We start from the raw sequence: 24,593 nt of genomic DNA, 5'->3' as shown, positions 1-24,593 counted from the left end.
GAAGAAGACGATCAAGGCAGCCAAGCCAGTGAAGTCTGGACACGTCGCGGCGGGCAAGCCGAAGACGGTTGAACCTGAAAAGGTAAAGCTTGGCTCGGGGTTCAGTTCTCTGAACCGGAACTATCACGCCTATCTCAACTCCAACGATCCACGCATGGCAGCGATCTCGGCTTATGCGATTGCCTATGCCGAGTTCGAAGCTGAGAACGGCATCGACGCCATCCCCACCGATCCTGCCCTGAGCGACGAGGCGCTCCGCGAAGCACTCGAAAGCTTCGATAAGGACGGCGTCGTGACCGACGACGACCTTCTCGAGGTCAAGGAGATACTCGGCGTCGGGCCAGCAACCGGCAAGATCGACCAGATACGCGAAACGCTGCCTGACACGTCGGATACATTGGACACGTCGGACGCCTCGGATAGTTCAGACCTTTCGGACACGGATCCGTTGGACCCGGATGAGGAACTTGAGAGCGCCGTGCGCGGTTCGGGGTTCAGTTCGCTGAACCGGAATTATCACGCCTATCTCAACTCCAACGACCCGCGGATGGCCGCGATCTCCGACTATGCGATTGCCTATGCGGAGTTCGAGGCTGAGAACGGTTCCGACGCCATCGCGACCGATCCGGCCTTGAGCGACGAAGCGCTTCGCGAGGCACTCGAGAGTTTCAGCAAGGATGGCGTCGTAACCGACGACGATCTCGCCGAGGCTAAAGAGATACTCGGCGTTGGACCGGAGTTCGGCAAGATCGACGAGATACGTGAAACGCTGCCGGAAACAGCTGACGACCTGGGTGTTGCGGAGTAAACCTGAGTTCGGACGGTGCCGGCAGCAGCCGGCATCCGTCCGCAATCCGTTTGGGGCGGCTTGATCCATGAATTTGCAGACACGCGACGACGCAACTTGCGGTGCTGTGCGGGCGATGCAGCACGGACGGATCGGGTTCTCCCTGCAACAGATAAACGCCGTCGCTGATCCAGGCGAGGTCCTCTATTCGAAATGCCTCGCGAGATTCGTGGAGCCGGACGGTACGGTCAGAACCCGCGGAGAGTTCTCCGCTTTCCCCGGAGCGTCGCAGATCGCTCTGGCTTTCGGGCTCGATCTCCTCGACCTGGCGTTTGAATGGCTCGCTTGCCATCCGTCGGACGTGCTCGGCTGCGACCTCTCGGCCGAGATCATAGCCGATGAGCGAAGCTGCATGGTGTTGCACGACCTCCTCTCGCGGCACAGCGTCTTGGCGACCCGCATGGTTCTTGAGGTAACGCAGCCTCTGAAAACGCCCTTCGCCGCGAACTTGCTCGGCAGCGCCCGCGCGATGGGCTATAGAATTGCGATAGACAGGTTCGGGACCGGCAATGCGCTGTCGACCATCCCGGTCGATCTCGTGAAAATCGACGCATGTTTTGCGCAGCACCGCCTGGGTGATGCCGCGCCGATCCTGCGTGACCTGGTCGCTCTGGCCTCCTTTGCGGCATCGATTGTGGTTGTCGAAGGCATCGAAACATACGATCAGCTTGAGGCCGCCAGGTGCGCCGGAGCGACACATGTGCAGGGGTTTCTCCTTTCGGAGCCGACTCTGCCGCCCGTCTATTCGCGCAGCGCACGAGCATTCAAGCGAAGATTTCGCCCAGCCTCGCTCCAGCCGCATCTGCCGCAGTGCTCGTAGCACCGTAGCGATCGAGAGCACATTCGATCAGCAGGCGGTACCTGCGACATTTGCGATCTTCTTTTCCGACCGCGAGTCCGTCGGCCGCTTCGCGCAAATTGCCCGGACGCACGCCCGCAACCAACGATGCCCCGGGTCTGCCTCGAGGCGTGGATGCCAAAGCATCGACACGGTGATCTCCGGAATGGGGATCGGAATGGGAAAACTGAACAGATCGTCACGAAGGTTGCCGGTGTGGCGCTCGGGGACGGTGGCAATCATGTCGGAGTTTTTCGCCAGCGCCAGCGCGGGAGAAAAACCGCCAACGGTTGCGGTAATCTCCCGTTCGAGACCGAGCGCCTCCAGAGCGGCATCGATCGGCCCGTTATCTCTACGGTGGCGGGCGACGAGCACGTGCTGCCCGGCGGCATAGCGGGCGGGCGTGATCTCGCCCTGGCAGAGCGCGTGCCCGACACGCACGACGCCGACGAAGCGATCCTGGAACAAGGCCTGCGTGCGGATCTCCGGGCTCTGGCTCCCGCCTACGACGCCGGTCTCCAGGTCGACACTGCCATCCCGTAGCGGCGTGCTGTCCTTGTCGAGTTTCGGGACGAAGCGCAGCCGCACGCCCGGTGCCTCGGCGCCGGCCTTGGAGATCAGGGCCGGCCCGAAATTCTCGACGAAGCCGTCGCTCGTGCGAAGCGTGAAGGTCCGCACGAGCCGGCCGAGATCCAAACGGTCGGCAGGCCTCAGCGCCGCCTCCGCCTCCTCGACCAGGTGGCCGACGCGCTCACGCAATTCGAGCGCGCGGGGTGTCAGGACGAGGCCGCGGCCGGCCCGCACTAACAGCGGATCGCCGGTCGTAGCGCGCAAGCGCGCAAGCCGCCGGCTCATGGCGGAGGGGCTCAGCCGCAACCTTCGGGCAGCGCCGGCGACGCTTCCTTCGGCAAGCAGCACATAGAGGGTGACGAGAAGATTGAGGTCCGGATGCGACATGCGGGTGACGATAGCATGAATTGATACTAGCGTCAGATGCATGAATGCAATGCAAATGGTGCGTCTTCCGCCATCTCCGGCAACGGTTTACCTCTCGAGCGACGCCGATGAGAGGAACGACGATGACAAAATACCCGTATGACACGGTTGCTGCTGGCATGGAGCAGCCGATCTCGGCCCGCTGGACACTGACCAGCCTTTCCCTTTCCATGCTGCTGGCCTCCTTGGGCGTGAGCATCGCCAATGTTGGCTTGCCCACCCTGACCCACGCCTTCTCCGCCTCGTTTCAAGAGGTGCAGTGGGTCGTCCTCGCCTATCTGTTGGTCATCACCACGCTGATCATCAGCGTCGGTCGGTTCGGCGACATCGTCGGCCGCCGCAAACTGCTGCTCGCCGGTATCGCCCTGTTCACGATCGCATCCGGCCTGTGCGGCGCCGCGCCGCATCTTTCCTGGCTCGTCGCGGCGAGAGCCCTGCAGGGGTTGGGCGCCGCAGCCATGATGGCGCTTGCCCTGGCCCTGGTCGGCGAGGTCGTCCCGAAGGAAAGGATTGGCAGCGCCATGGGGCTGCTCGGCACGATGTCGGCGATCGGGACGGCGCTCGGCCCCTCCCTGGGCGGCGCGTTGATCGCCGGCTTCGGCTGGCGGGCGATCTTCCTGGTCACGGTGCCGATCGGCCTGTTGGCTTTGCTTCTTGCCTGCCACGCACTGCCGACGGATCGTCCGGCATCAAGGGCGTGCCGGCCCGGCTTCGACCTCGCCGGTACGCTGATCCTCGTCTTCACCCTCGGCGCCTACGCGCTCGCCATGACCATCGGGCGCGGCAGCTTCGGGGCGACCAACCTGGTTCTGCTGCTGGCGGCCGTCTTCGGCATGTGTGTCTTTCTATTGGTGGAATTTCGGACGGGGTCACCCTTGGTCGATTTCGCGATGCTGCATCAGCCGTCGTTTCGCTCGGGACTTGCCACGAGCATGTTGGTCGCTACGGTGATGATGGCGACGCTGGTGGTGGGGCCGTTTTACCTGTCGCGCGGTCTGGGGCTTGATGCGGCGCTCGTCGGCCTGGTGATGTCGGTCGGACCGGTCGTCTCGGCGCTGACGGGCATTCCGGCGGGGCGGCTCGTCGATCGCTTCGGCGTGTGGCGCATGGCCGCCGCCGGTCTTGGCGCCATGACGGCCGGTTGCCTCGCACTCTCGCTCGTTCCGGAAGCGCTCGGCGTCGCCGGCTATGTCATGCCGCTCGTCATTCTCACCGGCGGCTACGCGCTGTTCCAGGCGGCAAACAATACCGCTGTGATGAAGGACGCGCGGCCCGAGCAGCGGGGCACCGTCTCGGGGCTCTTGAACCTCTCGCGCAATTTCGGGCTGATCACCGGCGCATCGATGATGGGAGCGGTCTTCTCCTTCGCCGCGGCGAGGGAGACTGCGGCCGCCACCGCCACCGGCATGCGCGCCACTTTCGCCGTCGCCACGGTGCTGGTGGTCATCGCGATCGCCGTCGCAGCGGCAAGCCGCGCTGTTGTGGTGAGGTCAAAATCCCAAGAGGCGCAGTGAGCCGGGGGCGGGTAGCCGTCCCGGCCCTTGCCGCTTAGCCCCTCAAGCAGCGTGCCAGGTTGTGGATGTGGCGAGCGCCGATGCCGCAGCAGCCGCCGACGATGGAGGCGCCGGCCTCGACCCAATCACAGGCAAAGCGTGAATAGCGGTCGGCGGTCAGGTCGGCGCGGGTGTGGTGAAGCGTCTCATTGGCAGCGCCCTCCGTCTCTTCCGCCTCGAAGGCGTTGGCATAGACGCCAATGCCGATAACCGCCTGCCTTTCCCTAAACGTTTGAGCCGCGACAGTGACGGCGCGCGCCATGACTTCCGGATGGCTGCAGTTGAACAGGAGCGCCTCGGCACCAGAGCCGGCCGCCCAGGCGGCGGCCGCGGCCACGGGTTCCCCGGATCGGAGCCTCGGCTCGTCGCCCTCCGGAGCTCCTGCATCGTCGGCCAGGGTGAACGAGATCCAGAACGGCTTGCCGGTCGCCGCAACTGCGGCGCGCACCGCATCGCCTTCGGCGATCAAGCTCAGCGTTTCGCCGAGCCAGACATCGACATAGGGCGCCAATCCCTCGACGAGGACCTTCAGATAGTCCTGCACGCGCGAGGGGTCGAAGCGCTCGGGCTCGTAGGAGCCGAAGATCGGCGGCAATGAGCCAGCGACGATGACCTTGCGATCGGTCCTCTCGTCGGCCGCATCCCTGGCGAGTTTTCCGGCCAATTCGATCAGCGTGCGTCCTTCGGAGCGGAAACGCTCCTCGCCGATGTGGAACGGCACCAGCGAATAGCTGTTGGTGGTGATCACATCGGCGCCGGCGTCGATGAATTCCCTATGGACACGCCCGACGATCTCCGGCGTTTCCATCAAGGCCAGCGCGGACCATTCCGGCTGCCTGAGTTCGGCGCCGAGCCGGATCAGCTCCCGGCTCATGCCGCCGTCGAGAATACGTATGTGGTTCATTGATGATCGACTCCAACTTTGCTGGTTCAGCGCCGGAGGGCCGCCGACGGCGCAAATGCCGTCAGCCGGTCCCGGGCGCTCGGGTGTTCGGTCGGGATTTTGTTGCGGGTCTTCATCGGAGCGCCTGATCGAGGTCGTCGATGATGTCCTCGACGGACTCCAGGCCGACCGACAGGCGGAACACGCCGTCGCCGGCAAAGGCGCGGTAATCGTCGAGCGGCGCTCCTTTGAGCCCATAGGTCGACTTCATCATCTCGTTGGTATCGAGAAGCACGACGATGCTGCGCTGGTGGCCGACCGAGAAGGCGTAGTGCACCACCCGCAACCGGTCGGCGAGTTGGGCCGCCATTTTCTGCGCGTCGTCCGTCTGGAATGTGAGGATGCCGCCGAAGGCATTCATCTGGCGCCGCGCCAGCGCGTGCTGGGGATGCGTGTCCAATCCGGGATAGGTGACCGATTTGACGCCCGGATGGCCGTCAAGAAAGCGGGCAAGCCGCAGCGCCGAATCCGATACTGCCCGCATCCTCGGAAAGAGCGTGTCGATGCCGCGCATAATGAGCCAGGCACTGTGGGCCGAGAGCGAAGCGCCGAGATAGACGCCGGCGCGCGAGCGGATTTTCTCGACAATCTGCTTGCGGCCGCAGACGATCCCGCCGAGCGCGTCGCCATGGCCGTTGATGAACTTCGTGAGCGAGTGGATCACGAGGTCGACGCCCAAGGCGAGCGGCCTTGTCGCGACCGGCGTGGCCAGCGTGGAATCGACCGAAACGAGTGCATCGCGCTGGTGGGCGAGTGCCGCCACGGCGGAAAGATCGGTCAATCGCAGGATTGGGTTGCAGGGGCTTTCGCAATGCACGAGCCGTGTGTTGGGCCGGAAGGCCGCGGCAACCGCATCCAGCCGCGACATGTTCACCGCGGTCACCTCGATGCCGTAGTCGGGCAGGATCCGGCGGGCCAGCTCGCTGGCGCCTGCGTAGCAGACATCGCTGATGATCAGGTGATCGCCGGCCTTGAGACAGGTCAGGAACATGGCGGCGATCGCTGCGAGACCGGTCGCGGCCGCGAGCGCGTCGTCGGCGCCTTCGAGTGCTGCCATGCGCTGCTCGAGCTGCCGCACGGTGGGATTGGTCCAGCGCGCATAGAGATATGGCAGCGCCGTCAGATCCTCGACGCCGTCGGCCGAAAAGGCGCCGTCGCCCGGGGCAAGCAGATTGTTGACCGACATCGAGATATTGGGGGCGATCGCCTTCGTCGTCGGATCGATGACCAAGCCGCCGTCGAGCGCCAGGGTTTCCCAATGCAGCGGGCGATTGTCGGAATGCGGCCGGGCTCTCGCTTGGCTTCGGCGATCCGTTACGGCCTTGGTGCTCGATCGATTCAGGGACATGGAGGACCTTTCGAGATGCGTTCGACGGCGACTCTAGTGTTCTCCGAGTGTTTTTGGCCGCTCAGCGGCTGCCGATCCGCCGAGAAAAGGCGCGATGAGGACCTCGGGCGCCGCCAAATCGATCAAGCAGCTCATCATGCTAGCGCCGTACCGGCACTTGCGCTTCGACGACCTTGAAGGCGCGGGTGATGATAAGCGTCAGGCAGACATAGAAGACGGTCACGACCATCAGCGGCTCGTAGACCAGCAGCGTGTCCTGCCTCACCTTGTAGGCCACCGCATAGAGGTCCATTACCGTCACGGTGAAAGCGAGAGGCGTTGCCTTCAATTGCAGCACGACTTCGCCGGCGATTGTCGGCAAGGCGATGCGGATGGCGCGCGGCAGCCAGATCCGCCTGAGCAGGGTCGAGGACGACATGCCGAAGGATCGGCCGGCCTCGAGTTCACCCTTGGGAACGGCAAGCAGCGCGCCGCGCAGCACCTCGGCCTCATAGGCCGCATAATTGAGGGTGAAGCTCACCGCCGCAAAGAAGAAACCTTCGCGCAGGATCGGCCAGAGAAGGCTCGCACGCAGGCCGGGGATCATCGGCAGCAGCGAGCCGACGCCGTAATAGAGCAGCCACAGCTGAATCAGCAGCGGCGTGCCGCGCAGGCAGGTGCAGTAGCCGCGAGCGAAGAGCTTGAGCCAGCGCGGGCCGATCACCTGCGCGAGCGCGAGACCGATCGCCAGAATGAAGCCGAAGCCGACCGAAATCACGAGCAGGAGGACGGTCTGGACCGCGCCTGCGGCAAGCAGCGGCCAATAGGAAAAGATCCACGAGAAATCCACGTGCCCCTCCTATGCGGTCGTCGGCTGGCCGCGCCGGAGGCGGCTCTCGAGCGCCGCGAACGCGACGTTAGAGATGAGCGTTATCCCGAGGTAGAGGGCGGCGGAGGCGAGGAAGAACAGGAAGTAGTGCTTGGTGTTGCCGGCGGCGATACGGGTCGCGAGCGCCAGTTCCTGATAGCCGACGACGGCAATCAACGCGCTGTCCTTGGTGACCGACATCCAGAGATTGGCTAGACCCGGCAGCGCATTCGGCATCAGGGCCGGCAGCACGATGCGGCGGAAGCGCAGCCGCGGCCGCATGCCGAAGGCGGCCGCCGCTTCGATCTGCCCGACCGGAATGGCGAGGATCGCCCCGCGAAACACTTCGGTCATATAGGCGCCCTGGACAATGCCCAGCACCGCGACGGCGGCAACGAAGCCGTTGATCTCCACCGCCGGAAGCCCGAGTGCGGAGAGGATGCGGTTCAGCCCGTCGGTTCCCGCATAATAGAGGCCGATGATCAGGATCAGTTCCGGGATGGCGCGGACGGCCGTCGTATAGAGATCGAGGACGAAGCGAACCGGGCGATTGCCCTTCAGCTTGCCGATGGCACCGACGAGGCCGATGGCGATGCCGACGAGATAGGCGCCAAGCGAAATCAGCACGGTGGAGAGCGCGCCGGCAAGCAGCACGCCTCCCCAGCCGGGCGGATAAGGGGAGAGCAATTCCAGGAGCGATTGGCTGGACGACATCCGGGGCCTATCTGATCGAGTTCATAGGCAAAGGGCGATTGGCGCCTTCAGGCGCCGATCGCCCTTCCGGTCATTCGCCATAGGGATCGAAGTCGAAGTACTTCTTGGAGATTTCGGCATATTTGCCGCTCGCCCTGACGGCGGCGATCGCCGCGTTAAGCTTGTCGCGCAGTGCCGTGTCGTCCTTGCGCAGCCCGCCGCCAATACCCGTTCCGAGGATAGCCGGGTCGTCCTTGACGTTGCCCTTGTCCTCGCAGCAGTCCTTGCCGAAGTCCGACTTCAGGAACTCTGCCAGCGGAATGGCATCGCCGAAGACATAGTCGATCCGCCCGGCAGCCAGGTCCTGGAAGGCTTCGTCGAGCGTCGCATAGGTCTGTTCCGCTGCCTTGTCGGCGAGATACTTCTTGTAATATTCGGACTGGATCGTCGAGACCTGGATGCCGATCGTCTTGTCGGCGACGTCGTCAGGCGCTGCTCCTAACTTGCCGTCCTTGGCGCCGATCAGCTTGCTCGGGGTGTTGTAATATTTGTCGGTGAAGTCGATCGTCTTCTTGCGCTCGTGGGTGATCGACATCGACGACCAGATGACGTCGAACTTCTTCGCCTCGAGACCCGGGATCAGGCCGTCCCAGGACATGTCGACGATGGAGCAGGTCTCCTTCATCTCGGCGCAGACCGCGTCCATCAGCTCGATTTCCCAACCGATCCATTTGCCGGACGGGTCCTTCGTGAAGAAGGGTGGGTAGGCTTCGTTCATGATGCCGAAGCGCACTTCCGCATTGGCCGCACCTGCAAGTGCGAAGGCCACGCCGGCCATCAGGATGGACATCAACTTCATTCGACTACCCCTTCTGTTTTCGTCGGAATGGAAACGGATCAATGGCCGAGACTGCCGGTGAATTCGCGGCAGCGGGCGCTGAGCGGCGCACCGAAGACCTGGGCGGGCGGCCCCTGTTCCTCGACGCGCCCCCCATCGAGGAACATCACGTGGCTGGAGACGTCGCGGGCGAATTTCATCTCGTGCGTGACGAGAAGCATGGTCCGCCCTTCTTCCGCCAAGTCGCGGATGACCTTCAGCACCTCGCCGACAAGCTCGGGATCGAGTGCCGAGGTGGGCTCGTCGAACAGCATCACCGCCGGGTCGACGCAGAGCGCGCGGGCGATCGCGGCGCGCTGCTGCTGGCCGCCCGACAGGAACGCCGGATAGGCGTGCCGTTTGTCGTAAAGCCCCACCTTGGACAGAAGAGCCTCGGCCCGTTCGGTCGATTCCCTGCGGCTCTGCCGCAGCACATGAATTGGGGCCTCGATGACATTTTCGAGCACGGTCCTATGGGCCCAAAGGTTGAAGCTCTGGAACACCATGCCGAGGCCGGTGCGGATCCGTTCGATCTGCCGCCAATTGGCGGGATGGGCGCGCCCTTCGCGGCCCGGCTTCATCAGAACCTCTTCGCCGCCGAAGATGAAACGGCCGCGGTCGGGGATCTCGAGAAAGTTGATGCAGCGGAGAAAGGTGCTCTTCCCCGAGCCCGAGGATCCGATCAGCGAAATGACGTCGCCTTTTTGCGCCGATACCGATACGCCCTTCAGCACCTCGTGCTGCCCATAGCTCTTATGGACGTCTTCCACCAGCAAGGCGGCGGCGCTTCGCATCATTCCTGTCGTTCCTGGCGTTTTTATGGTTATTTGGTTCGCGATAATATGGCCACGCGTTGCGGTTTTGCCGCACATTTGCCGCAGTGACGCGGATTTTTCGCAGAACACGCTAAAAGATGCGGACTTACCGCGCTTTCTGTCCTTGATTTTTTGAGAGATAGTGCGTTCGTGCGCAGGTGAAAGCTTCGGAAGCGGAAAGCGTGCTCACGACAAAGCTGCCTGAGATATTAGCTGCGGCAAATCACCAACACGAGGAAACCATGACGGAGCCAGTGGATCAATTCGATCGGAAGATCCTCGAGATCGTGCAGCGCGACTGTCAGCTCAAGGCCGAGGCGATCGGCGACATCATCGGCCTGTCGGCGTCTGCCGTTCAACGCCGCCTCAAAAGGATGCGCAAGGACGGCATCATTTCCGCCGAGATCGCCCTCGTCGACCGCAAGGTCGCCGGAAATCCGATGACCTTCATCGCCGGCATGGAGATCGAGCGTGAGAACTACGATGCGCTCGCGAAATTCCGCACCTGGGTCGACAAGCAGGATCACATCCAGCAGGTCTATTACGTGACCGGGTCGGTGGATCTCGTGGCGATCATCACCGCCCAGGACGTCACCCAATATGACGAGATCACCGCGCAGATCATGTCGCAGAATCCTCAGATTAAGCGAATTCACACGAATGTCGTGCTGAAGGATGTGAAGCTCGGGATGTTCGTTCCCGTGACTTCCGACTAGGGCCGATCAGAGTGGAGCGCCGAAAATCGGGAGAAGGGGTGTGTACCCCCTCTGCCCTGCCGGGCATCTCCCCCACACGGGGGGAGATCGGCAAGAGGCAATGTCCCGCCCATCGAATATCGATGCATGGACTTTGCAGGTGCGTTGACTTCGGCATACGCATGCTGGGGTTGGGGCAGATCGGCGTTTCCAGCCAACCTCCCTCCTTGTGAGATGCCCGGCAGGGCAGAGGGGGGTGCCTCCGATCGCAGCAACGCTTTAACCGGAAAGCTGCCTAGATGATCTATTTCACGAGTGACACGCATTTCGGCGAGCCGCGGGTGCTCAACATCGATCGCCGGCCCTTCTCCAGCCTGGCGGACCACGACGCTGCGCTGATTGCCAACTGGAACGACACCGTCTCGCCGGAGGACGAGATCTGGCACCTCGGCGACTTCGCATCGAAGCAAAAGGGCTTTGCTGAAGATTTGCTTACGCGGCTGAACGGCAGGAAGCACCTGATCGTCGGCAACAACGATTCGCTGGCGACGGTCGAAGCCAGCGGCTGGCAGAGCATCCAGCATTATGCGGAACTCACCGTCGACGGGCACTTGCTCATTCTCTGCCACTATCCGTTTCGGACCTGGAATCAGATGGGAAAGCAATCGGTCAACCTGCACGGCCATTCCCACGGCCGTTTGAAACCGCTGCTGCCGCGGCAGTTCGATGTGGGCGTCGATGCCAGAGACCTGCGCCCGGTCAGCCTGCCCGATCTTCTCCCGCGGCTGCGCGTGAAGGCATAGCGCTTGTGAATGTCGGGCGAGCGCGCCGTGGGCGACGTCGCCCTGCGAGGGCGATAGGCGCGCATCGTTACTCGTAGACACCTTCGACGAGCGTGACGCCGCGCTCGACGCGCAGCATCCGGAAATAGGCGGAGACCCGCCCCGCCACTTATCCGGCTAGGTTTGCCAAAGCTTGCCCGAGGCAATTTCCTCCCTGACTCGTTTTTCTCCACTATTTCATTTTATAATTATTTAATGCAGGTTGTCTCGTAACGGCCAGTAGGCTCGCCGTTCGTTTTCCATCCAGGAGGAGCAATCGCATGCGTCATCTTCTGAAAACTGCCCTTTGCCTGGCTGCCTTGGCGGCACTGCCTTCTATCCGGCCATTTCGGCTGCCAGCGACCTCGAACTGACCATCACGGCGCCGGCCGGCGCGGGCGGCGGGATTCGGCGGCGCGCTCGCTGCAAGAGGCGATGATGGCGACGGGTGAGGCCAAGAGCGTCCAGGTCGTTTGCAAACGCGTTGGCGAGTGCATAAATCGACGTTGAACGCGCTAGCGACCGAACCCTACGACGACCCATGGCAAGACAAAGCGTATCCCCGCAGATCACGGCAAGCATCCTCGAATTCGTGAAGACGAACGAGATGCGCGCCGGCGAGCATCTGCCCTGTCAAATGCTCGCCGATGCGTTTCGCGTCTCCCGCGCGCCGGTCAATGCCGCCTTGAAGAAGCTCGAGACGATGGGAATCGTGCGGGCGGAACCGAACCGCGGCTATTTCCTGACGATCGACGCGGCCAAGGTCGAGACAGGGAAACCCGTGGGCGAGCCTCGGCGCGAGGAGGAGGATCCGCTCTATTTCCGCATCGCCGAGGACCGCCTTGCCGGCAAGCTCGAGGAGCGCGTCAGCGAGAACAAGCTGATGCGCCTCTACGACGTCGCCCGCAGCCGGCTGTTGAAGTCGCTCCACCGGATCGCCGAAGAGGGCTGGATCGAACGCCTGCCGGGCAACGGCTGGGCCTTCCGCGAGACGCTGACATCGCGCAAGAGCTACGAGGAGGGCTACGTCTTCCGCGCGGTCATCGAGCAGCAGGCGATGCTCTTGCCCACGTTCCGCCCGAACGAGGAAGAATTCAGGAAGGCGCGCTCCGTGCAGACCGCCTTGGGAGAAGGCGGCTACGAGACCTGGTCGCGCGCCGAGATCGTCAAGGCGAACAACGAGTTTCACGAAATGCTCGTCGCCTGCTCACAGAACGATTTCTTCCTCGATGCAATCAAGCGCGTCAACCGGCTGCGCCGCCTGATCGAGTACCAGATTAACATCGACCGGAGCCGGCTGCCCCGGCAGACGAGCGAGCACCTGCACATTCTCGACCTCGTCGAGACCGGTCGCCGGACAGAGGCGGCGGCCTTTCTCTACACGCACATCATGGGTGCGATCCGGATCAAGACGCCGCAGGTCTAAGAACGTGTGGCGGAACTGTGCGCGCTTGAAGACGCGCAAAGCCGTAGCGCACTTCAAAAGCGGCTGCATGCTTCCTTAAATCGGCCAGGAATTGAGGAAGCAGGCAGAAGGCTTATTTTCCTCGAAGGCTATTCTGGCTTCCATGATCGGCGGACTGCGCCCGGTGCCGGCAATCGGTTGGCCGATTGGGTGTGAGCCTGCTTATTAGCCCAAGCCAAAGAACGCCAAGATGGCGAGTACGACCACAACCAGTCCGACTAGGTAGATTATCTGATTCATGATTCACTCCTTTCATGAGCAATGAACGGAATTCTTCGCGGGTATGTTCCGAACCGCCTGCCAACATGTCGGCGCCGCTGCAAGAGGTGGACGTTCGTGCTTCTTTCGATGCGCGTGCATATTGCATTTTATAATCGCAATATGTAATTTTGGGCCAAGACCTTAAGAGGCCCCACGTTCTCGAAGCGGTAGACAATCAATGTCCGAGACAAAGCTAACATCTCGGCGTTGACCGGGTTGACTATGCGATCGTGGACCTCCCTGCGGAGGCAGGCGAGGCGTTGCAGCGCCTGCCCTATACACATCGAATTCTTCTGGAGAACGTGCTGCGCACCGGAGGTGACAACGCCGCGAGGGCGAAGGAGGCGATTCCAAGAGCGCGCCTTCGATGCGCTTGCCGGTCGCGGTGCTGGCGAGCCTCTCGAGATTGAGCGTGTGCATGATCCCGGTACCGGGCGGGTACACGCTAAAGCCGCTCAGCGTGTTTGTCGCCCATATCATGAAGCGATAGCGCTCGGCGTTGCGCTCGAACTCGCGCGCCATGTTCCTTTCGAGCGAGCCTGCCTGTGCGAAGAAATCGACGCCCACCGAATGATCCGTCGAGACGTCCACCGGTACGACGGGATTGAGAAGAGCGGGATCGCCGCCGGCTTCCGCCAGCGCCGAGCGCATGCCGGCAATGTCGACCAGCGCCGGGCCACAGGTGGTGTCGTGCATGAGGACTCGATTGGGGAGAAACGGGATTTCCTGCTCGCTCGTTCCGGTATGGAGCTAGGCCATGCGATGCCCGACACGCTGATCGGCACCGACAGCCATAGCCGATGATCAACGACATCGGCGTGCTTGCCTGGGGCGTCTGCGGGCTCGAGGCGGAGAGCGTATTCTTCGGCATACCGGTGACGCTCCGCGTCCCGGAGGTCGTCGGGGTGAAACTCACCGGAGCATTGCAGAGCGGCGTGATGGCGACCGATCTGGCGCTCACCGTCACCGAAATGCTGCGCAAGCTCGACCTGCAGGACCGCTATGTCGAATTCTTCGGTCCCGGTGTGTCGACGCTGACCGCCGGAGACCGTGCCGTCGTTGCCAATATGACGCCGGAGTTCGGCGGCAACAGCGGTTACTTCCCGATCGACGCCGAGACGCTCAAATACCTCGAAATGACGGGACGCTCGCGCGACCACGTCGCCTTCGTCAAGGCCCACGCGAAGCGCACCGGCCTGTGGTTCGATCCGCATATCGACCCGCGCTACACCGCCACCGTCGAACTCGAACTATCCACGGTCGAGGTCAGCCTTGCCGGACCGGCGCGGCCGCAGGGCCGTATCCCCGCCGGCGCGACGCTCCGGGCGATGAAGTTGATTTCTCTGCCGTGCGAAGGCCGCAGAATGCCCACGAGGTCCGATTCGCGATGAAGGCAGGGGTGCGCCAGGTCTACATTTCTTCCCTCGATGAGCTGCGCCGGCGATTGGATCTCCATGAAAGGCGAGTTGCTGGCGTGAGCGAGGATGATTTGCAGCAGATCGCGCGTGTTGCGCCTTCTCCAATCGATGAGGATGAACAGCTGTTTGCCGGCCGTGAAGACGCAGGCGCCGCTGTCGACGATGACGATCTGGAAGTCGACCAAGAGAAGCTGGATAGGAACAAATATGCCGGCATTCTCAAGCGCTAAGATCCTGTGCGCGAGAGAATGATTGCGCGCGAGGACGCCCCTCACACGCAAGTCATTCGATCACCCATACTTCGGAGGCAGGAGGTCCGCGAGACGTTTGGCAGTGACATTTCCGCGTTGAATAAGGTGATTTTCGACAGTGTGAATGCGGAGAATGAGATCAACGCGCCCGATCTAAACCAGCGACTTCAGGGAAGATGGCCGACGAGATTTCACGCGTTTGCCTAAGAGAATGGGTGGTTCCCTTATCCGAAGACGGGCGGCGGCTGAATGGTAGGTGGGAAATGCCTGGGGAAGGGCTGCCAGTGGCAATCAAAAGAAGGACGCCGACCCACTTCTCAGTGCAAATCAACACCCACGACGGTCCGATTCGGCATGAAGGCCGGCGTTCGCCAGATCTACATTACTTCGCTGGATGAGCTAGCGGCATCGAGAGCACGGCCATAGTCTATAACCACCAGCCGATCGTCGACCATTTTCCGGCGGATCAATGCGGAAAGAATCATTGGAGCGATGACCATCAGGAATGTCGACCGGATCTACTTCTTCGAATTCCAGCGCGTCGACGGACCTCGAAATGCGGGCAGCCGGTCATCATTTATCGCTCACCACCCGTATCGATGATCGCCTTGCCGAGCAGCTTGCGCACCGAGCAGTGCTGCTAGACCACCACGCGAGATGCCTCCGATCTCGGCTGGGATGTCGATTTTGTCTCTGAAGCGACGCTGACATTCCCGATGACGCATGCCTCGGGTGAGACCTTCGATGCCGCGGCAATTCGTAAACGCACGGAACTGGTGCTCGCCGGCCGCTTCGCCCGTATCGCGACCGTTGAGGAAGCGCTGGGTAGCAGGGCGCTAGCTGCATGAGCAGGTCTGGCCCGGCAGAGGAACCGCAGGTCATTCCGGTATTCACGCTGGTGCCGCTGGAGGCGCTGCTGATCGATATCGCCGGGCCGCTCGAAGTGCTGCGCTACACCAATCTCGAACAGCAAAGGCTCCGGTTCGACCGTCACTACATCGCCTCGACAGCCAGGCAGACGACCTCGATCGGGCTCAGATCAAAATAAGTTGTTGGTCACGTCGCCGGCAGTATCCGAATTGCTGGCGAGGAACGGGAGGACTTGCGCGGCTTATCAACCCGCCATGGCCAGCCCCTCTGTGCCGGCGTCGTTGCCGCCGTTCTGGTTGAAATCATCCGCTACCATGAACTTCCCCTTCTCACGGTACCTGCGCGCCCGTCGCGGTCACATAGATTGCGTAGAGCGACGTCGTCGCAGCGATGAAGAGGCGGTTCCGGCGGGGACCGCCGAAGGTGAGGTTGGCAACAGTTTGCGGCACGAGAATCTTGCCGATGCGCACGCCGTCCGGTGCGAAGCAATGCACACCGTCGCCGGCGCTCGACCAGAGATTTCCTCCCGTGTCCGTGCGGATGCCGTCGGGGATGCCCTTGTCGATCGTTGCGAAGACTCGGCCGTTGGCGAGCTGTCCGTCCAAAACATCGAAGGCGCGAATATGCCGCGGCAGGGCGTCGTCATGGCTTGCGCCGGAGTCGGCGACATAGAGGATGCTCTCGTCGGGCGAGAAGGCGAGGCCGTTCGGCTGGTTGAAGTCGGTGGCGACCGCGGCAAGCTCGCCGTTTTCCGGGTCCAGCCGGTAGACATTGCGGCTCTCCTGTTCCGGCTCCGCCCGATAGCCCTCATAGTCGGAAAGGATGCCGTAGGTCGGGTCGGTGAACCAGATTGTGCCGTCCGATCGCACCACCACGTCGTTCGGCGAATTGAGCCGCCGACCGCCAAAGCTTTCGGCGAGCGTCGTGATCGAGCCGTCGATCTCGGTCCGGGTGACGCGGCGCGTTCCGTGCTCGCAGGAAATCAGGCGTCCCTGCCGGTCTCGGGTGTGGCCATTTGCGAAATTCGACGGCTGCCGAAAGACAGAGACTCCGCCTTCCGGCGTCCAGCGCAGCATCCGCTGGTTCGGGATGTCGCTCCAGACGAGCTGGTTGGCATCGCTGAACCAGACCGGCCCCTCCGACCAGCGGCAGCCGGAATAAAGGTCATCGAGACGGGCGCTGCCGACGATCAGATGGGCGAAGCGCGGATCGTCGATCTCGTAGATTTGTTCCCTTCCCATGTGGTCCGTCCCCGAACTAACGCATGCCCGGCTGTCGGCCGCCTGCGAGCATGATGACGCTGATGATGATAAGCCCGGTCATGATCAGGCGGATGCCGGCGCCGAGGCCGTAGGTGTTGAGCATGGAGACCACCAGAAACATGAAGAGCGAGGCACCCCAGATTCCCGGCACGTTGGAATCGCCGCCGGCGACCGCGGTGCCGCCGAGAACGACGACGGCGATCGACATCAGAAGATATTCCGTGCCCATGTTGAGAGCCGCGCCCCCCGAGAAGCAGGCGAGGAGGTAGCCCGCGAGCGAGGCAAGAACGGCCGAGAGCACGTAGGTGACGAAGCGTGTGCCGTCGACCGGAACGCCCGCCATGCGTGCCGCCGGCATGCTCTGGCCGATCGCGGAGATCCAGCGCCCGTAAACGGTCTTTTCGAGCAGGAACCACGCGGCGAGGGAAATCACCAGCGCCACGAGGGAAACGTTGGGCACGCCGAGCGTGGCCGATGTCGTGAATTCGGCCAGGAAGCTCGGCGGTTTGATGCGCAGGCCGCGATTGGTCCAGATGGCCGCTGACTGGATGATGAAGCTCATCGACAGCGTCGCGATGATCGGCGGGATGCGCAACGCCTTGATGAGCGCGTAGTTCGCGAGGCCGACACCGATGCCGATCAGGGTTGCGGTTATCAGCCCCGGCAGGATCATGGCGTTGTCCACTTCCATAAGCTTCAGCGCCACGGTGCCCGCGAGCGTCATGGTGGCGGGAATCGACAGGTCGATGTTGCCGGGACCGAGCGTGATGACGAACATCTGGCCGATGCCGACGATGATCGAGAAGGCGGCGAAGGTCAGCGCCGCCTGGGAGAGGTCGAGCATGCTTGCGCCGCCCGTCACCATGATCGTCGCGAACCAGACCAGGAAGGCGGCGAACCACGACCAGATCCAAGGCGCCCGCGAAAGACGGTCGACGACCCTCATCGCCGCTTCTCCTGATATTCGAGACGGTTGAGCAGCAGGCGCAAGGCGAGCACGATGATCAGGATCGCGCCCTGCGCGCCGATCTGCCAGTCGGGCGAGATGCGCAGAAAAGACAGGAACGAACCGGCAAGCGTCAGCGTCAGAGCGCCGATCACCGCGCCGATGGGCGAGACGCGCCCGCCAATGAATTCGCCGCCGCCGAGGATCACGCCGGCGATCGAGAGCAGCGTGTATCTGAGCGCTATGTTTGCGTCGGCCGATGTGGTGAGCCCGACGAGCGCGATGCCGGCGAGCACCGCGAACATGCCGGCAAGCCCGTAGGCCGCAGCGCGGGCGGCCAGAACTGACCAGCCCGCCCGCTCCACCGAGCGCTGGTTGCCGCCGATGCCGCGGATGAGCACGCCGAGCGAGGAGCGCGTCACGATCAGATGCGCGACGACGGCAATGACGATGCTGGCGACGATCGCCATCGGAGCGATCGGAGGCTTCATCGTCATCAGGCTTCGGACCCATTCCGGCGCTTGTCCGCCGGGCGCCGGCAGGAGAAGCACGGCAAGCCCCGCCCAGACGAAGCTCATGCCGAGCGAAACCACGATCGACGGCAGGCCACGGAGGTGAATGACGACGCCGAGCATGGCATAGACGGCAACGCCGCCGGCAAGGATCAGAATCCCGACAAGCGGCTCGTCACGCAGGAAGGTCGCCGTCACGCAGCCGACAAAGCTGACGAAGGTGCCCATCGCGAGGTCGAGGTCGTTCACCGACATGATGATCATCTGGGCGATCGTCGCGAGCGCGATCGGAACCGCGAGATTGAAGAGCAGGTTGAGGCCGATATAGCTCATCGCCCGAGGCTGCAGCCAGAAGACGGCTGCAAGAAGCACGGTGAGCGAAAGGGCGGGAATGGCGAGCCGGATCGCATCGGTCGAAAGCCTCAGCCTCATGCTGCCTCCCGCTTGAAGGACGTGGCAAGGATGTTCTCCTCGCTCACGGCGTCGCCGGCGAGTTCCGCAACGATCTCTCCTTCGCGGAAGACATAGACACGATCGCAGAGGCAGACCTCCTCCATCTCGGTCGAATACCAGACGAAGGTGCGGCCGCGCTGAGCCTCCTGCCGGATGATCTCGTATACCTCCTGCTTCGTGCCGACGTCGACGCCGCGCATTGGATCATCCATCAGCACCACCGGCGCCCTGGTCGCGAGCGACCTGGCGAATAGCACCTTCTGCTGGTTACCGCCCGAAAGCGACAGCATGGGGTTGGCCAAGTCCGGCGTGCGGATATCGATGCGGCGCTTCCACTCTCCGGCACGCTCGGCCTCCGCCTCGGCGTTGACGACGCCGCGCAGGGCCAGATCGTGAAGCGTGGCGATGGAGAAGTTTTTCAGGATGCTCCAGAGTTCGAAGACGCCATTCAGGCGGCGATCCCCCGCGACGAAGGTCACCGCAGGCTCGCGGCGCGGCAGCCAGTCGGCGGTGCTCGCTGCATGAAGTTTCATCAGCATTCCCGTCTGGCCGTGTCCGGCGAGACCGGCGAGCCCGACGATCTCGCCGCGTCTGGCCTCAAGGCGCAGGCCGCGACCGGTCCGCGCGATTACCACGGGCTCATGGGCAAGGTCTCGCAGCGTGCGGCGATGCGCTTCGCCCTTGACGACGCTTCCCATGGCCTCGACGAGGCCGTGCTCGGTCCAGGCATCGCCAGGCCGTTCGGCGACGATGCGCCCGTCCTTCATGACCGCGATCCGGTTCGCCGTGGCGAGGATCTCGTGGAGGATATGGGAAATCAGAATGACCGAACCGCCGCTCGCGACGAACCGCCGGACATGGGCGAGCATCTGCTCCGCGAGGCTCGCGTCGAGCGAGGACGTCGGCTCGTCCAGGATGATGAGCCGGGGCGCAATGCCGGTATCGGAGAAAGCCATGGCGATCTCGACCATCTGCCGTTCGGCGATGGAGAGATCCCCGACCATCCTGTCGCGTTCGATGCCGTGTCCGGGAAATATGGCATCGAGGCTTCGCTCAATCACGAGCCTTGCCCGCCTGCGCCAGCCGAGGCCTCCAAGATGGCGGTGCAGGACGCGGGTATTTTCGACCACGGTGAGGTTCGGGCAGAGCGAAAGCTCCTGGAAGACGCAGCGTATGCCGCGCGCTCTGGCCGCGTTGATGCCGTAGCGCTGAAGAAGCTCGCCGTCGCCTGAAATGTTGCCCTGCTGCGGCGTCAGACCGCCATTGATGACGCTGACGATCGTCGATTTGCCGGCGCCGTTATGGCCGACGAGACCCACGCATTCCCCCGGCCGGATGGCGAGCGTCACGCCGTCGAGCGCCCTGACCGCTCCGAAACTCACCTTGGCGTCGGCAACCTCGATTATCGCCTTCGACATTCTGCCCGTCATTTGCCGCTATCTGTTGTACTGGGGATCGTTTGGCACGGGGTCTGCCGCGCGGTCCCGAGAGAACCGCGCGACATATGGAAGAACATCATTCCGCGGATTCGATCACCTTGATCGCATCAGCCTGCGAATATTCGACATTGGCAACACCGCCTGCCTGGGTATTGGCGAGGTTCTCTTCCAGATTGTCCTGGTCGATGCGCAGGAAGGGCACGACGAGGTCCTTCTTGACTTCCTTGCCGTCGAGGATCTGCTGGGCGACCCAGAATGCGAGCGTCGAGACGCCGGGCGCGATCGAGACAGACATGGTCTCATAGCCGCTGGCATCCTTCTGTTCCTTCCACCACTTCAGCTCGTCCTCGCGGTTTCCCATGATGATGATCGGCGTCGGCCGGTTGGCAGCCGCGAACGCCTGGGCGGCGCCGTAGCCGTCGCCGCCCTGGGTCACGACGCCGGCGATCTCGGGAAGGCTCGGCAGGATACCCGCCACGGCCTTCTGGGCGACATCCTGCGCCCAGTCGCCATGGACGGACCCGACGATCTTGAACTGCGGGAACTGCTTGACGCCCTCGTGGATGCCCGCCGAGATCTCATCGTCGACGAAAACGCCGGCAAGGCCGCGGATCTCCAGGAGGTTCCCGCCCTCGGGCAGCTTCTTCGACAGATATTCGACTTCGCTGCGACCCATTTCCTTGAAATTGACGGCGATCCGCCAGGCGCAAGGCTCGCTCACCACGCCGTCGAACGAGACGACGATGATGCCTGCATCGCATGCTTCCTTGACCGCGCCGTTGAGCGCCGTCGGCGAGGCGGCGTTGAGGACGATCGCGTCATAGCCCTGCAGGATCATGTTCTGAATCTGCGCGGCCTGCTCGGTCGCCTGGTTTTCCGCCGTTGTGAAGGCATCGGCAGCAGCAACCACGCCAGCCTTGACGGCCTCTCCCGTCACCTTGTCCCAGCTCGTGAGCATCGCCTGCCGCCAGGAGTTGCCGGCATAATTGTTGGAAAGCGCAATCTTCTTGCCGGAAGTGTCGGCCAACGCGGAATTCGGCATTGCGGCGCACAGGACGACCGCTGATGCCAGAAGCATCTTGCGAAATGTCATGTTTTCCTCCCTCTGGACCCGGCTTCGACCGGATCGCCTCATCGGCCGCTCTCTATGCGGTCGTCTGCAAATAGGACTTGCACTGAGCTTCCTCCTCTCAGTAATGGCAGGATGAGGGAGAATTTGCCGCCTGTATAGATCGTATGCGGCAATGCGTTTGCGGACTTTTGCATTACAGGCTGCGTGTTCGTGCAAGACGAGGACGCCCTGTCGAGCGCTTAATGGAGCTGGCGGTCGCAGCGCCCGAAGGGACGGGCGCGATCGCGGGAGGAACTGCGGACATGCCGCTTCTGGCGCCGGCCGCATTGGTCGATCACTATCTTGGCATATCCCGGCTGCTTGCCGGCCAGCTCGACTTCCGCTCGGCGATCCGCGCCGTCGCTGCGGAAGTGGCGCATATCATCCCCCACGATCATCTCGACGTCTGCATCCTGATGGTCGACGGTAACTATCACACCGCCTACGAGACCGGCATGGACACCGCCTGGGGTGATGCCGCCTCGGCGCCGGTCGTCAACAGCCCGATCCGTTCCCTTCTCTGGGGCGAGGTCGACTACCTGCTGACGGATGATGCTATCAACGATGCGCGTTTCCACTTCGAGGGCGCCTTCAAGCGGCCGATCATCGAACAATCGCTGCGCAGTCGTCTGCACGTACCGATGAAGGTGCAGGGCAAGATCATAGCCGCGCTCAGCTGCTCCTCTCAGAACCCCGGCCTATACACGATGGAGGACGTCGGCCGGGCGAGGATCATCGCCGACCTGCTGGCACCCTATTTCTTCGCGCTGAGGGCCGCCGAACAGGCCCAGCAATCCGCCATCGTCGAGGCGGAGGCGCGTGCGCGCGAGGAGGGTTTGCGGCAGGGCGCGTTGAAGCTGACCGAGGCGCTCGAACAGGAGCGCCAGCGCATCGGCATGGACCTTCACGACCAGACGCTTGCCGACCTTACGCGGCTGTCGCGCCGCATCGACCGCCTGGCCCGCGGCTCGGAGCTGAGCAGCGAGGCACTGGAACCCGTTTCCCGCAGTCTCCATCATTGCATGCAGGATCTGCGGCAGATCATCGAGCAGGCAAAGCCGTCCGTTTTGCAGCTCTTCGGTCTTGCCCAGGCGATCGAAAACCACCTCGACCAGTCAGTACGCGACAGTGGGATGCCGATCGAGTGGGCTCTCGTCGACGAGAGCGGGGGCGCTCTAGACGGCCTCGAGCAGACGGTCAGCGTCGCGCTTTTCAGAATTGCGCAGGAGGCGATCAACAATGCCGTCCGCCACGCCCAGCCCACGGCAATCATCGTCGGGCTTCGGCTCGAGGCCGGCGAGCTCGCCATTGAGATTTCGGACGACGGGCGTGGTTTGGCCAGAGCCCGCGGACGCATCGGTGGCGGTATCGACAATATGAAGACGCGGGCACGGCTCATTTCCGCGAAATTCGCGATTGGACTGGGAGACAAGAACCGCGGCACGACGGTCACAGTCCTGCTGCCGCGCGGAGAGCGCCGTGCGGACCTCGAGCCCCAGCCGCAAATAGCCATCAAGGAGGATCAGCGATGAAGGTACTGATCGTGGAGGACGATCCGCTTCACCGTTCGTACCTGCATGAGGCGGTCTGTGCCGCCCTGCCCGAATGCGACACCGTCATCGAGGCGGAGAACGGCGTCGCCGGCGAGCAGCTCGCGCGCGATCACAAGTCGGCGCACATCGTCATGGACCTGCAGATGCAGACCCGCAACGGTATCGAGGCGGCACGCACCATCTGGAAAGAGCGCCCGGAGACGCGCATCCTCTTCTGGTCGAACTACTCCGACGAGGCCTATGTCCGTGGCGTGTCGCGTATCGTTCCGGACGGGGCGGCCTATGGCTATGTGCTGAAATCCGCCTCCGACGAGCGGCTGAAGCTGGCGCTTCGCTCAATTTTCGTGGAGAGCCAGTGCGTGATCGACCGCGAGGTGCGCGGTTTGCAGCAAAGAAGCATCGGCCACGCGAACAGCTTCAGCGATTCGGAATACGAGATCCTCGTCGACATCGCACTCGGTCTGACGGACCGGACGATTGCCAAGCGCCGCAACCTGTCTCTGCGCAGCGTCCAGAACCGTTTGCAGCAGCTCTACGACAAGCTCGACGTCTACCAGGCCGTTGCCGAGGAACATTCTGACAGCCAATTTAACCTGCGCGCCCGCGCCGTGACAGTCGCTTTCCTTCGGAAACTGCTGAACTACAGCGCCCTGGAAAAAGCCGAAGCCGAGCTTCAGGAATGGCTGCAGGAACAGAAGTGAACCGAAGACGAGAAGGGATCCAACTCACCGCCAATTCCGAATCTGGGCAAGACCATCGAAGCAAGACGTAGTGCAGTGCCGCTAGACGTTATGACCGTGGTGTGAGCGGCGGCCGTCTGAAAGCAAACGGGGATTGGCGTACCGAGCCGAGCCCCAAGCATCGCTGGCGAATGGACGCGATTGTGCGCGCACCGAGCATGTCGAGGAGCTGACCGAGATTCTCATCCAGCACTTTGGCGGCAGCGGGGAGCAGCAACTGCTCAACACGCGCGTGCCGAGCAACGCAGGCTGATCTGAGAGGGGATGACGAGACCTTGACGAGGCGATGCGAACTGTGCATCGCCTCTCCATACTCGTCACCCCCATTCGCTGGTTGCGAGGCTCGATGTCTCGTTTGGGCCGAACCGAGCCATTCCTGTGCCGGATGTCGATGTCCGGATCGGGTGGAGAGCCGAAGTTCAATGCGATGGCGACGAACGATGAGCGCGGCGGATAGGAGGCAGACCCACACGATCCCTGGCAATTACCGACCTCGATCTAAACAGCACTAAGCTCACCCGGATGGATGCTGGTCCAACTACAATAGCAGGCAGTTTAGTGGGGTGCGAGTTTGCCAACCGACATCGCATGCACGAGCGCTCCACTCGATCACCTCAGCTGCTGACTCACAGTCCGAATGAAAGGCAGGTCATTTGTGGGCCTGAATTCGACGTGCAGACCGTTGGGCCGTTGGGAGTGGTGGGTTCCACCGCCTATGGCGTCTAGTCAGCAGAGTACTCCTCTCCTCCAGGCGGCTGCTGTCGGTCGATTTCCCGTTCCCCATAGTCGCAGGAGGGTCGAGGGGAGCCGTTCGTCATGAGCCCTGTGCACGGCTTGATTGCGAGGATGTACACTGTGGACGCAGCGCTACCTCCGTGAAAGTTCGACGCCGTTGCTGAATCACAATCGCCCCTGCGTGATGAGCAGGGGCTTTGCGAGGCGAGTGCCTGCTGAGGCAGGTGCCTACGGCATCATACTGCGATAGCGTTCGCGCTCGCGCCGAACCTGCTCCAAAGTATACGGGTCGGCACTGTCGTCA

At 62.8% G+C, this 24,593-nt stretch carries 21 protein-coding genes and 6 pseudogenes; 14 read left to right on the top strand and 13 right to left on the bottom strand.

All coding sequences use genetic code 11. The annotated features are described in order from the left end of the window. Positions 1-496: 496 nt before the first annotated feature. Positions 497-808, top strand: a pseudogene (locus tag CO664_RS31730) (hypothetical protein); the annotation flags it as partial. Positions 809-875: 67 nt separating this feature from the next. Further along, a complete protein-coding gene (locus CO664_RS22335) occupies positions 876-1,667 on the top strand; it encodes an EAL domain-containing protein (RefSeq protein WP_097539939.1) in 792 nt (263 codons plus the stop codon). A gap of 27 nt (positions 1,668-1,694) precedes the next feature. Here the strand turns inward: CO664_RS22335 and CO664_RS22330 are convergent, their stop codons facing one another. After that, positions 1,695-2,642: a LysR family transcriptional regulator gene (locus CO664_RS22330; protein ID WP_097540022.1), complete on the bottom strand. Its 948-nt coding sequence runs from the start codon at positions 2,640-2,642 to the stop codon at positions 1,695-1,697. A 122-nt stretch (positions 2,643-2,764) separates the two neighbouring features. Here CO664_RS22330 and CO664_RS22325 point away from each other — a divergent pair, with 122 nt between their 5' ends. Next, positions 2,765-4,195 carry an MFS transporter gene (locus CO664_RS22325; RefSeq protein WP_097539938.1) on the top strand — a complete coding sequence of 477 codons (1,431 nt, stop codon included), beginning with the start codon at positions 2,765-2,767 and terminating at the stop codon, positions 4,193-4,195. A 34-nt stretch (positions 4,196-4,229) separates the two neighbouring features. Here the strand turns inward: CO664_RS22325 and CO664_RS22320 are convergent, their stop codons facing one another. The 6 genes from CO664_RS22320 to CO664_RS22295 all read right to left on the bottom strand — a co-directional run bounded on the left by CO664_RS22320 (position 4,230) and on the right by CO664_RS22295 (position 9,739). Continuing rightward, positions 4,230-5,138: a homocysteine S-methyltransferase family protein gene (locus tag CO664_RS22320; RefSeq protein ID WP_097539937.1), complete on the bottom strand. Its 909-nt coding sequence runs from the start codon at positions 5,136-5,138 to the stop codon at positions 4,230-4,232. Positions 5,139-5,250: 112 nt separating this feature from the next. Then, the gene (locus CO664_RS22315; RefSeq protein WP_097539936.1) at positions 5,251-6,525 is read right to left on the bottom strand and encodes an aminotransferase class V-fold PLP-dependent enzyme; all 1,275 of its coding nucleotides are present in this window, start codon (positions 6,523-6,525) and stop codon (positions 5,251-5,253) included. Between the two features lie 139 nt (positions 6,526-6,664). Next, entirely contained in the window at positions 6,665-7,354 is a 690-nt protein-coding gene (locus CO664_RS22310) for an ABC transporter permease (RefSeq protein ID WP_097527518.1), read from the bottom strand. Between the two features lie 9 nt (positions 7,355-7,363). After that, positions 7,364-8,086, bottom strand: a complete 723-nt coding sequence (locus CO664_RS22305; protein WP_097539935.1) for an ABC transporter permease — start codon at positions 8,084-8,086, stop codon at positions 7,364-7,366. 70 nt (positions 8,087-8,156) lie between these two features. Further along, positions 8,157-8,924, bottom strand: a complete 768-nt coding sequence (locus CO664_RS22300; protein WP_097539934.1) for a transporter substrate-binding domain-containing protein — start codon at positions 8,922-8,924, stop codon at positions 8,157-8,159. A gap of 38 nt (positions 8,925-8,962) precedes the next feature. Further along, on the bottom strand, positions 8,963-9,739 hold the full coding sequence (locus CO664_RS22295) for an ABC transporter ATP-binding protein (RefSeq protein WP_097539933.1): 777 nt from the start codon (positions 9,737-9,739) through the stop codon (positions 8,963-8,965). A gap of 260 nt (positions 9,740-9,999) precedes the next feature. Here CO664_RS22295 and CO664_RS22290 point away from each other — a divergent pair, with 260 nt between their 5' ends. The 3 genes from CO664_RS22290 to CO664_RS22275 all read left to right on the top strand — a co-directional run bounded on the left by CO664_RS22290 (position 10,000) and on the right by CO664_RS22275 (position 12,699). After that, positions 10,000-10,473, top strand: coding sequence for an Lrp/AsnC family transcriptional regulator (locus CO664_RS22290; RefSeq protein ID WP_097539932.1), 474 nt, complete (start codon positions 10,000-10,002; stop codon positions 10,471-10,473). A 278-nt stretch (positions 10,474-10,751) separates the two neighbouring features. Continuing rightward, complete coding sequence (locus CO664_RS22285; protein ID WP_097539931.1) at positions 10,752-11,255, top strand: metallophosphoesterase family protein; 504 nt, start codon at positions 10,752-10,754, stop codon at positions 11,253-11,255. 559 nt (positions 11,256-11,814) lie between these two features. Continuing rightward, positions 11,815-12,699, top strand: coding sequence for a GntR family transcriptional regulator (locus CO664_RS22275; RefSeq protein ID WP_097527523.1), 885 nt, complete (start codon positions 11,815-11,817; stop codon positions 12,697-12,699). A gap of 678 nt (positions 12,700-13,377) precedes the next feature. Here the strand turns inward: CO664_RS22275 and CO664_RS22270 are convergent. Beyond that, a pseudogene (locus CO664_RS22270) lies at positions 13,378-13,743 on the bottom strand (aconitase family protein); the annotation flags it as partial. Between the two features lie 15 nt (positions 13,744-13,758). Here CO664_RS22270 and CO664_RS22265 point away from each other — a divergent pair. The 5 genes and pseudogenes from CO664_RS22265 to CO664_RS22240 form a co-directional block, all read left to right on the top strand. Then, a pseudogene (locus CO664_RS22265) lies at positions 13,759-14,303 on the top strand (aconitase family protein); the annotation flags it as partial. A gap of 95 nt (positions 14,304-14,398) precedes the next feature. Then, a complete protein-coding gene (locus tag CO664_RS22260; RefSeq protein ID WP_141471749.1) occupies positions 14,399-14,647 on the top strand; it encodes a hypothetical protein in 249 nt (82 codons plus the stop codon). A gap of 425 nt (positions 14,648-15,072) precedes the next feature. Continuing rightward, a pseudogene (locus CO664_RS31280) lies at positions 15,073-15,271 on the top strand (DUF4334 domain-containing protein); the annotation flags it as partial. Positions 15,272-15,276: 5 nt separating this feature from the next. Continuing rightward, positions 15,277-15,516: pseudogene (locus CO664_RS22245) on the top strand (cysteine hydrolase); the annotation flags it as partial. After that, positions 15,513-15,716 carry a hypothetical protein gene (locus tag CO664_RS22240; RefSeq protein ID WP_234820303.1) on the top strand — a complete coding sequence of 68 codons (204 nt, stop codon included), beginning with the start codon at positions 15,513-15,515 and terminating at the stop codon, positions 15,714-15,716. The pseudogene CO664_RS22245 and the gene CO664_RS22240, both read left to right, overlap by 4 nt. 151 nt (positions 15,717-15,867) lie before the next feature. Here the strand turns inward: CO664_RS22240 and CO664_RS22235 are convergent, their stop codons facing one another. The 5 genes from CO664_RS22235 to CO664_RS22215 all read right to left on the bottom strand — a co-directional run bounded on the left by CO664_RS22235 (position 15,868) and on the right by CO664_RS22215 (position 21,243). Beyond that, on the bottom strand, positions 15,868-16,779 hold the full coding sequence (locus tag CO664_RS22235) for an SMP-30/gluconolactonase/LRE family protein (RefSeq protein WP_037424685.1): 912 nt from the start codon (positions 16,777-16,779) through the stop codon (positions 15,868-15,870). Between the two features lie 16 nt (positions 16,780-16,795). Then, on the bottom strand, positions 16,796-17,746 hold the full coding sequence (locus tag CO664_RS22230) for an ABC transporter permease (RefSeq protein ID WP_037424687.1): 951 nt from the start codon (positions 17,744-17,746) through the stop codon (positions 16,796-16,798). Beyond that, a complete protein-coding gene (locus CO664_RS22225; protein ID WP_037424689.1) occupies positions 17,743-18,690 on the bottom strand; it encodes an ABC transporter permease in 948 nt (315 codons plus the stop codon). Before CO664_RS22225 ends, CO664_RS22230 begins: the two co-directional genes overlap by 4 nt. Then, complete coding sequence (locus CO664_RS22220; protein ID WP_234819597.1) at positions 18,687-20,129, bottom strand: sugar ABC transporter ATP-binding protein; 1,443 nt, start codon at positions 20,127-20,129, stop codon at positions 18,687-18,689. The genes CO664_RS22225 and CO664_RS22220 overlap by 4 nt, the downstream gene beginning before the upstream one ends. A gap of 97 nt (positions 20,130-20,226) precedes the next feature. Next, positions 20,227-21,243, bottom strand: a complete 1,017-nt coding sequence (locus CO664_RS22215; RefSeq protein ID WP_037424693.1) for an ABC transporter substrate-binding protein — start codon at positions 21,241-21,243, stop codon at positions 20,227-20,229. A gap of 281 nt (positions 21,244-21,524) precedes the next feature. Here CO664_RS22215 and CO664_RS22210 point away from each other — a divergent pair, with 281 nt between their 5' ends. The 3 genes and pseudogenes from CO664_RS22210 to CO664_RS22200 form a co-directional block, all read left to right on the top strand. Further along, positions 21,525-22,793 carry a sensor histidine kinase gene (locus CO664_RS22210; RefSeq protein ID WP_097527535.1) on the top strand — a complete coding sequence of 423 codons (1,269 nt, stop codon included), beginning with the start codon at positions 21,525-21,527 and terminating at the stop codon, positions 22,791-22,793. Next, a complete protein-coding gene (locus tag CO664_RS22205; protein WP_037424695.1) occupies positions 22,790-23,515 on the top strand; it encodes a response regulator transcription factor in 726 nt (241 codons plus the stop codon). Before CO664_RS22210 ends, CO664_RS22205 begins: the two co-directional genes overlap by 4 nt. A 156-nt stretch (positions 23,516-23,671) precedes the next feature. Further along, positions 23,672-23,807, top strand: a pseudogene (locus CO664_RS22200) (hydrolase); the annotation flags it as partial. Between the last annotated feature and the right edge of the window lie 786 nt (positions 23,808-24,593).

Origin of the sequence: Sinorhizobium sp. NG07B, assembly GCF_002532005.1 — a bacterium.
Classification (GTDB): Bacteria; Pseudomonadota; Alphaproteobacteria; order Rhizobiales; family Rhizobiaceae; genus Sinorhizobium; species Sinorhizobium fredii_C.
Note: the sequence above shows the minus strand (reverse complement) of the source record. Positions and strands in the feature narration are given on the sequence as shown.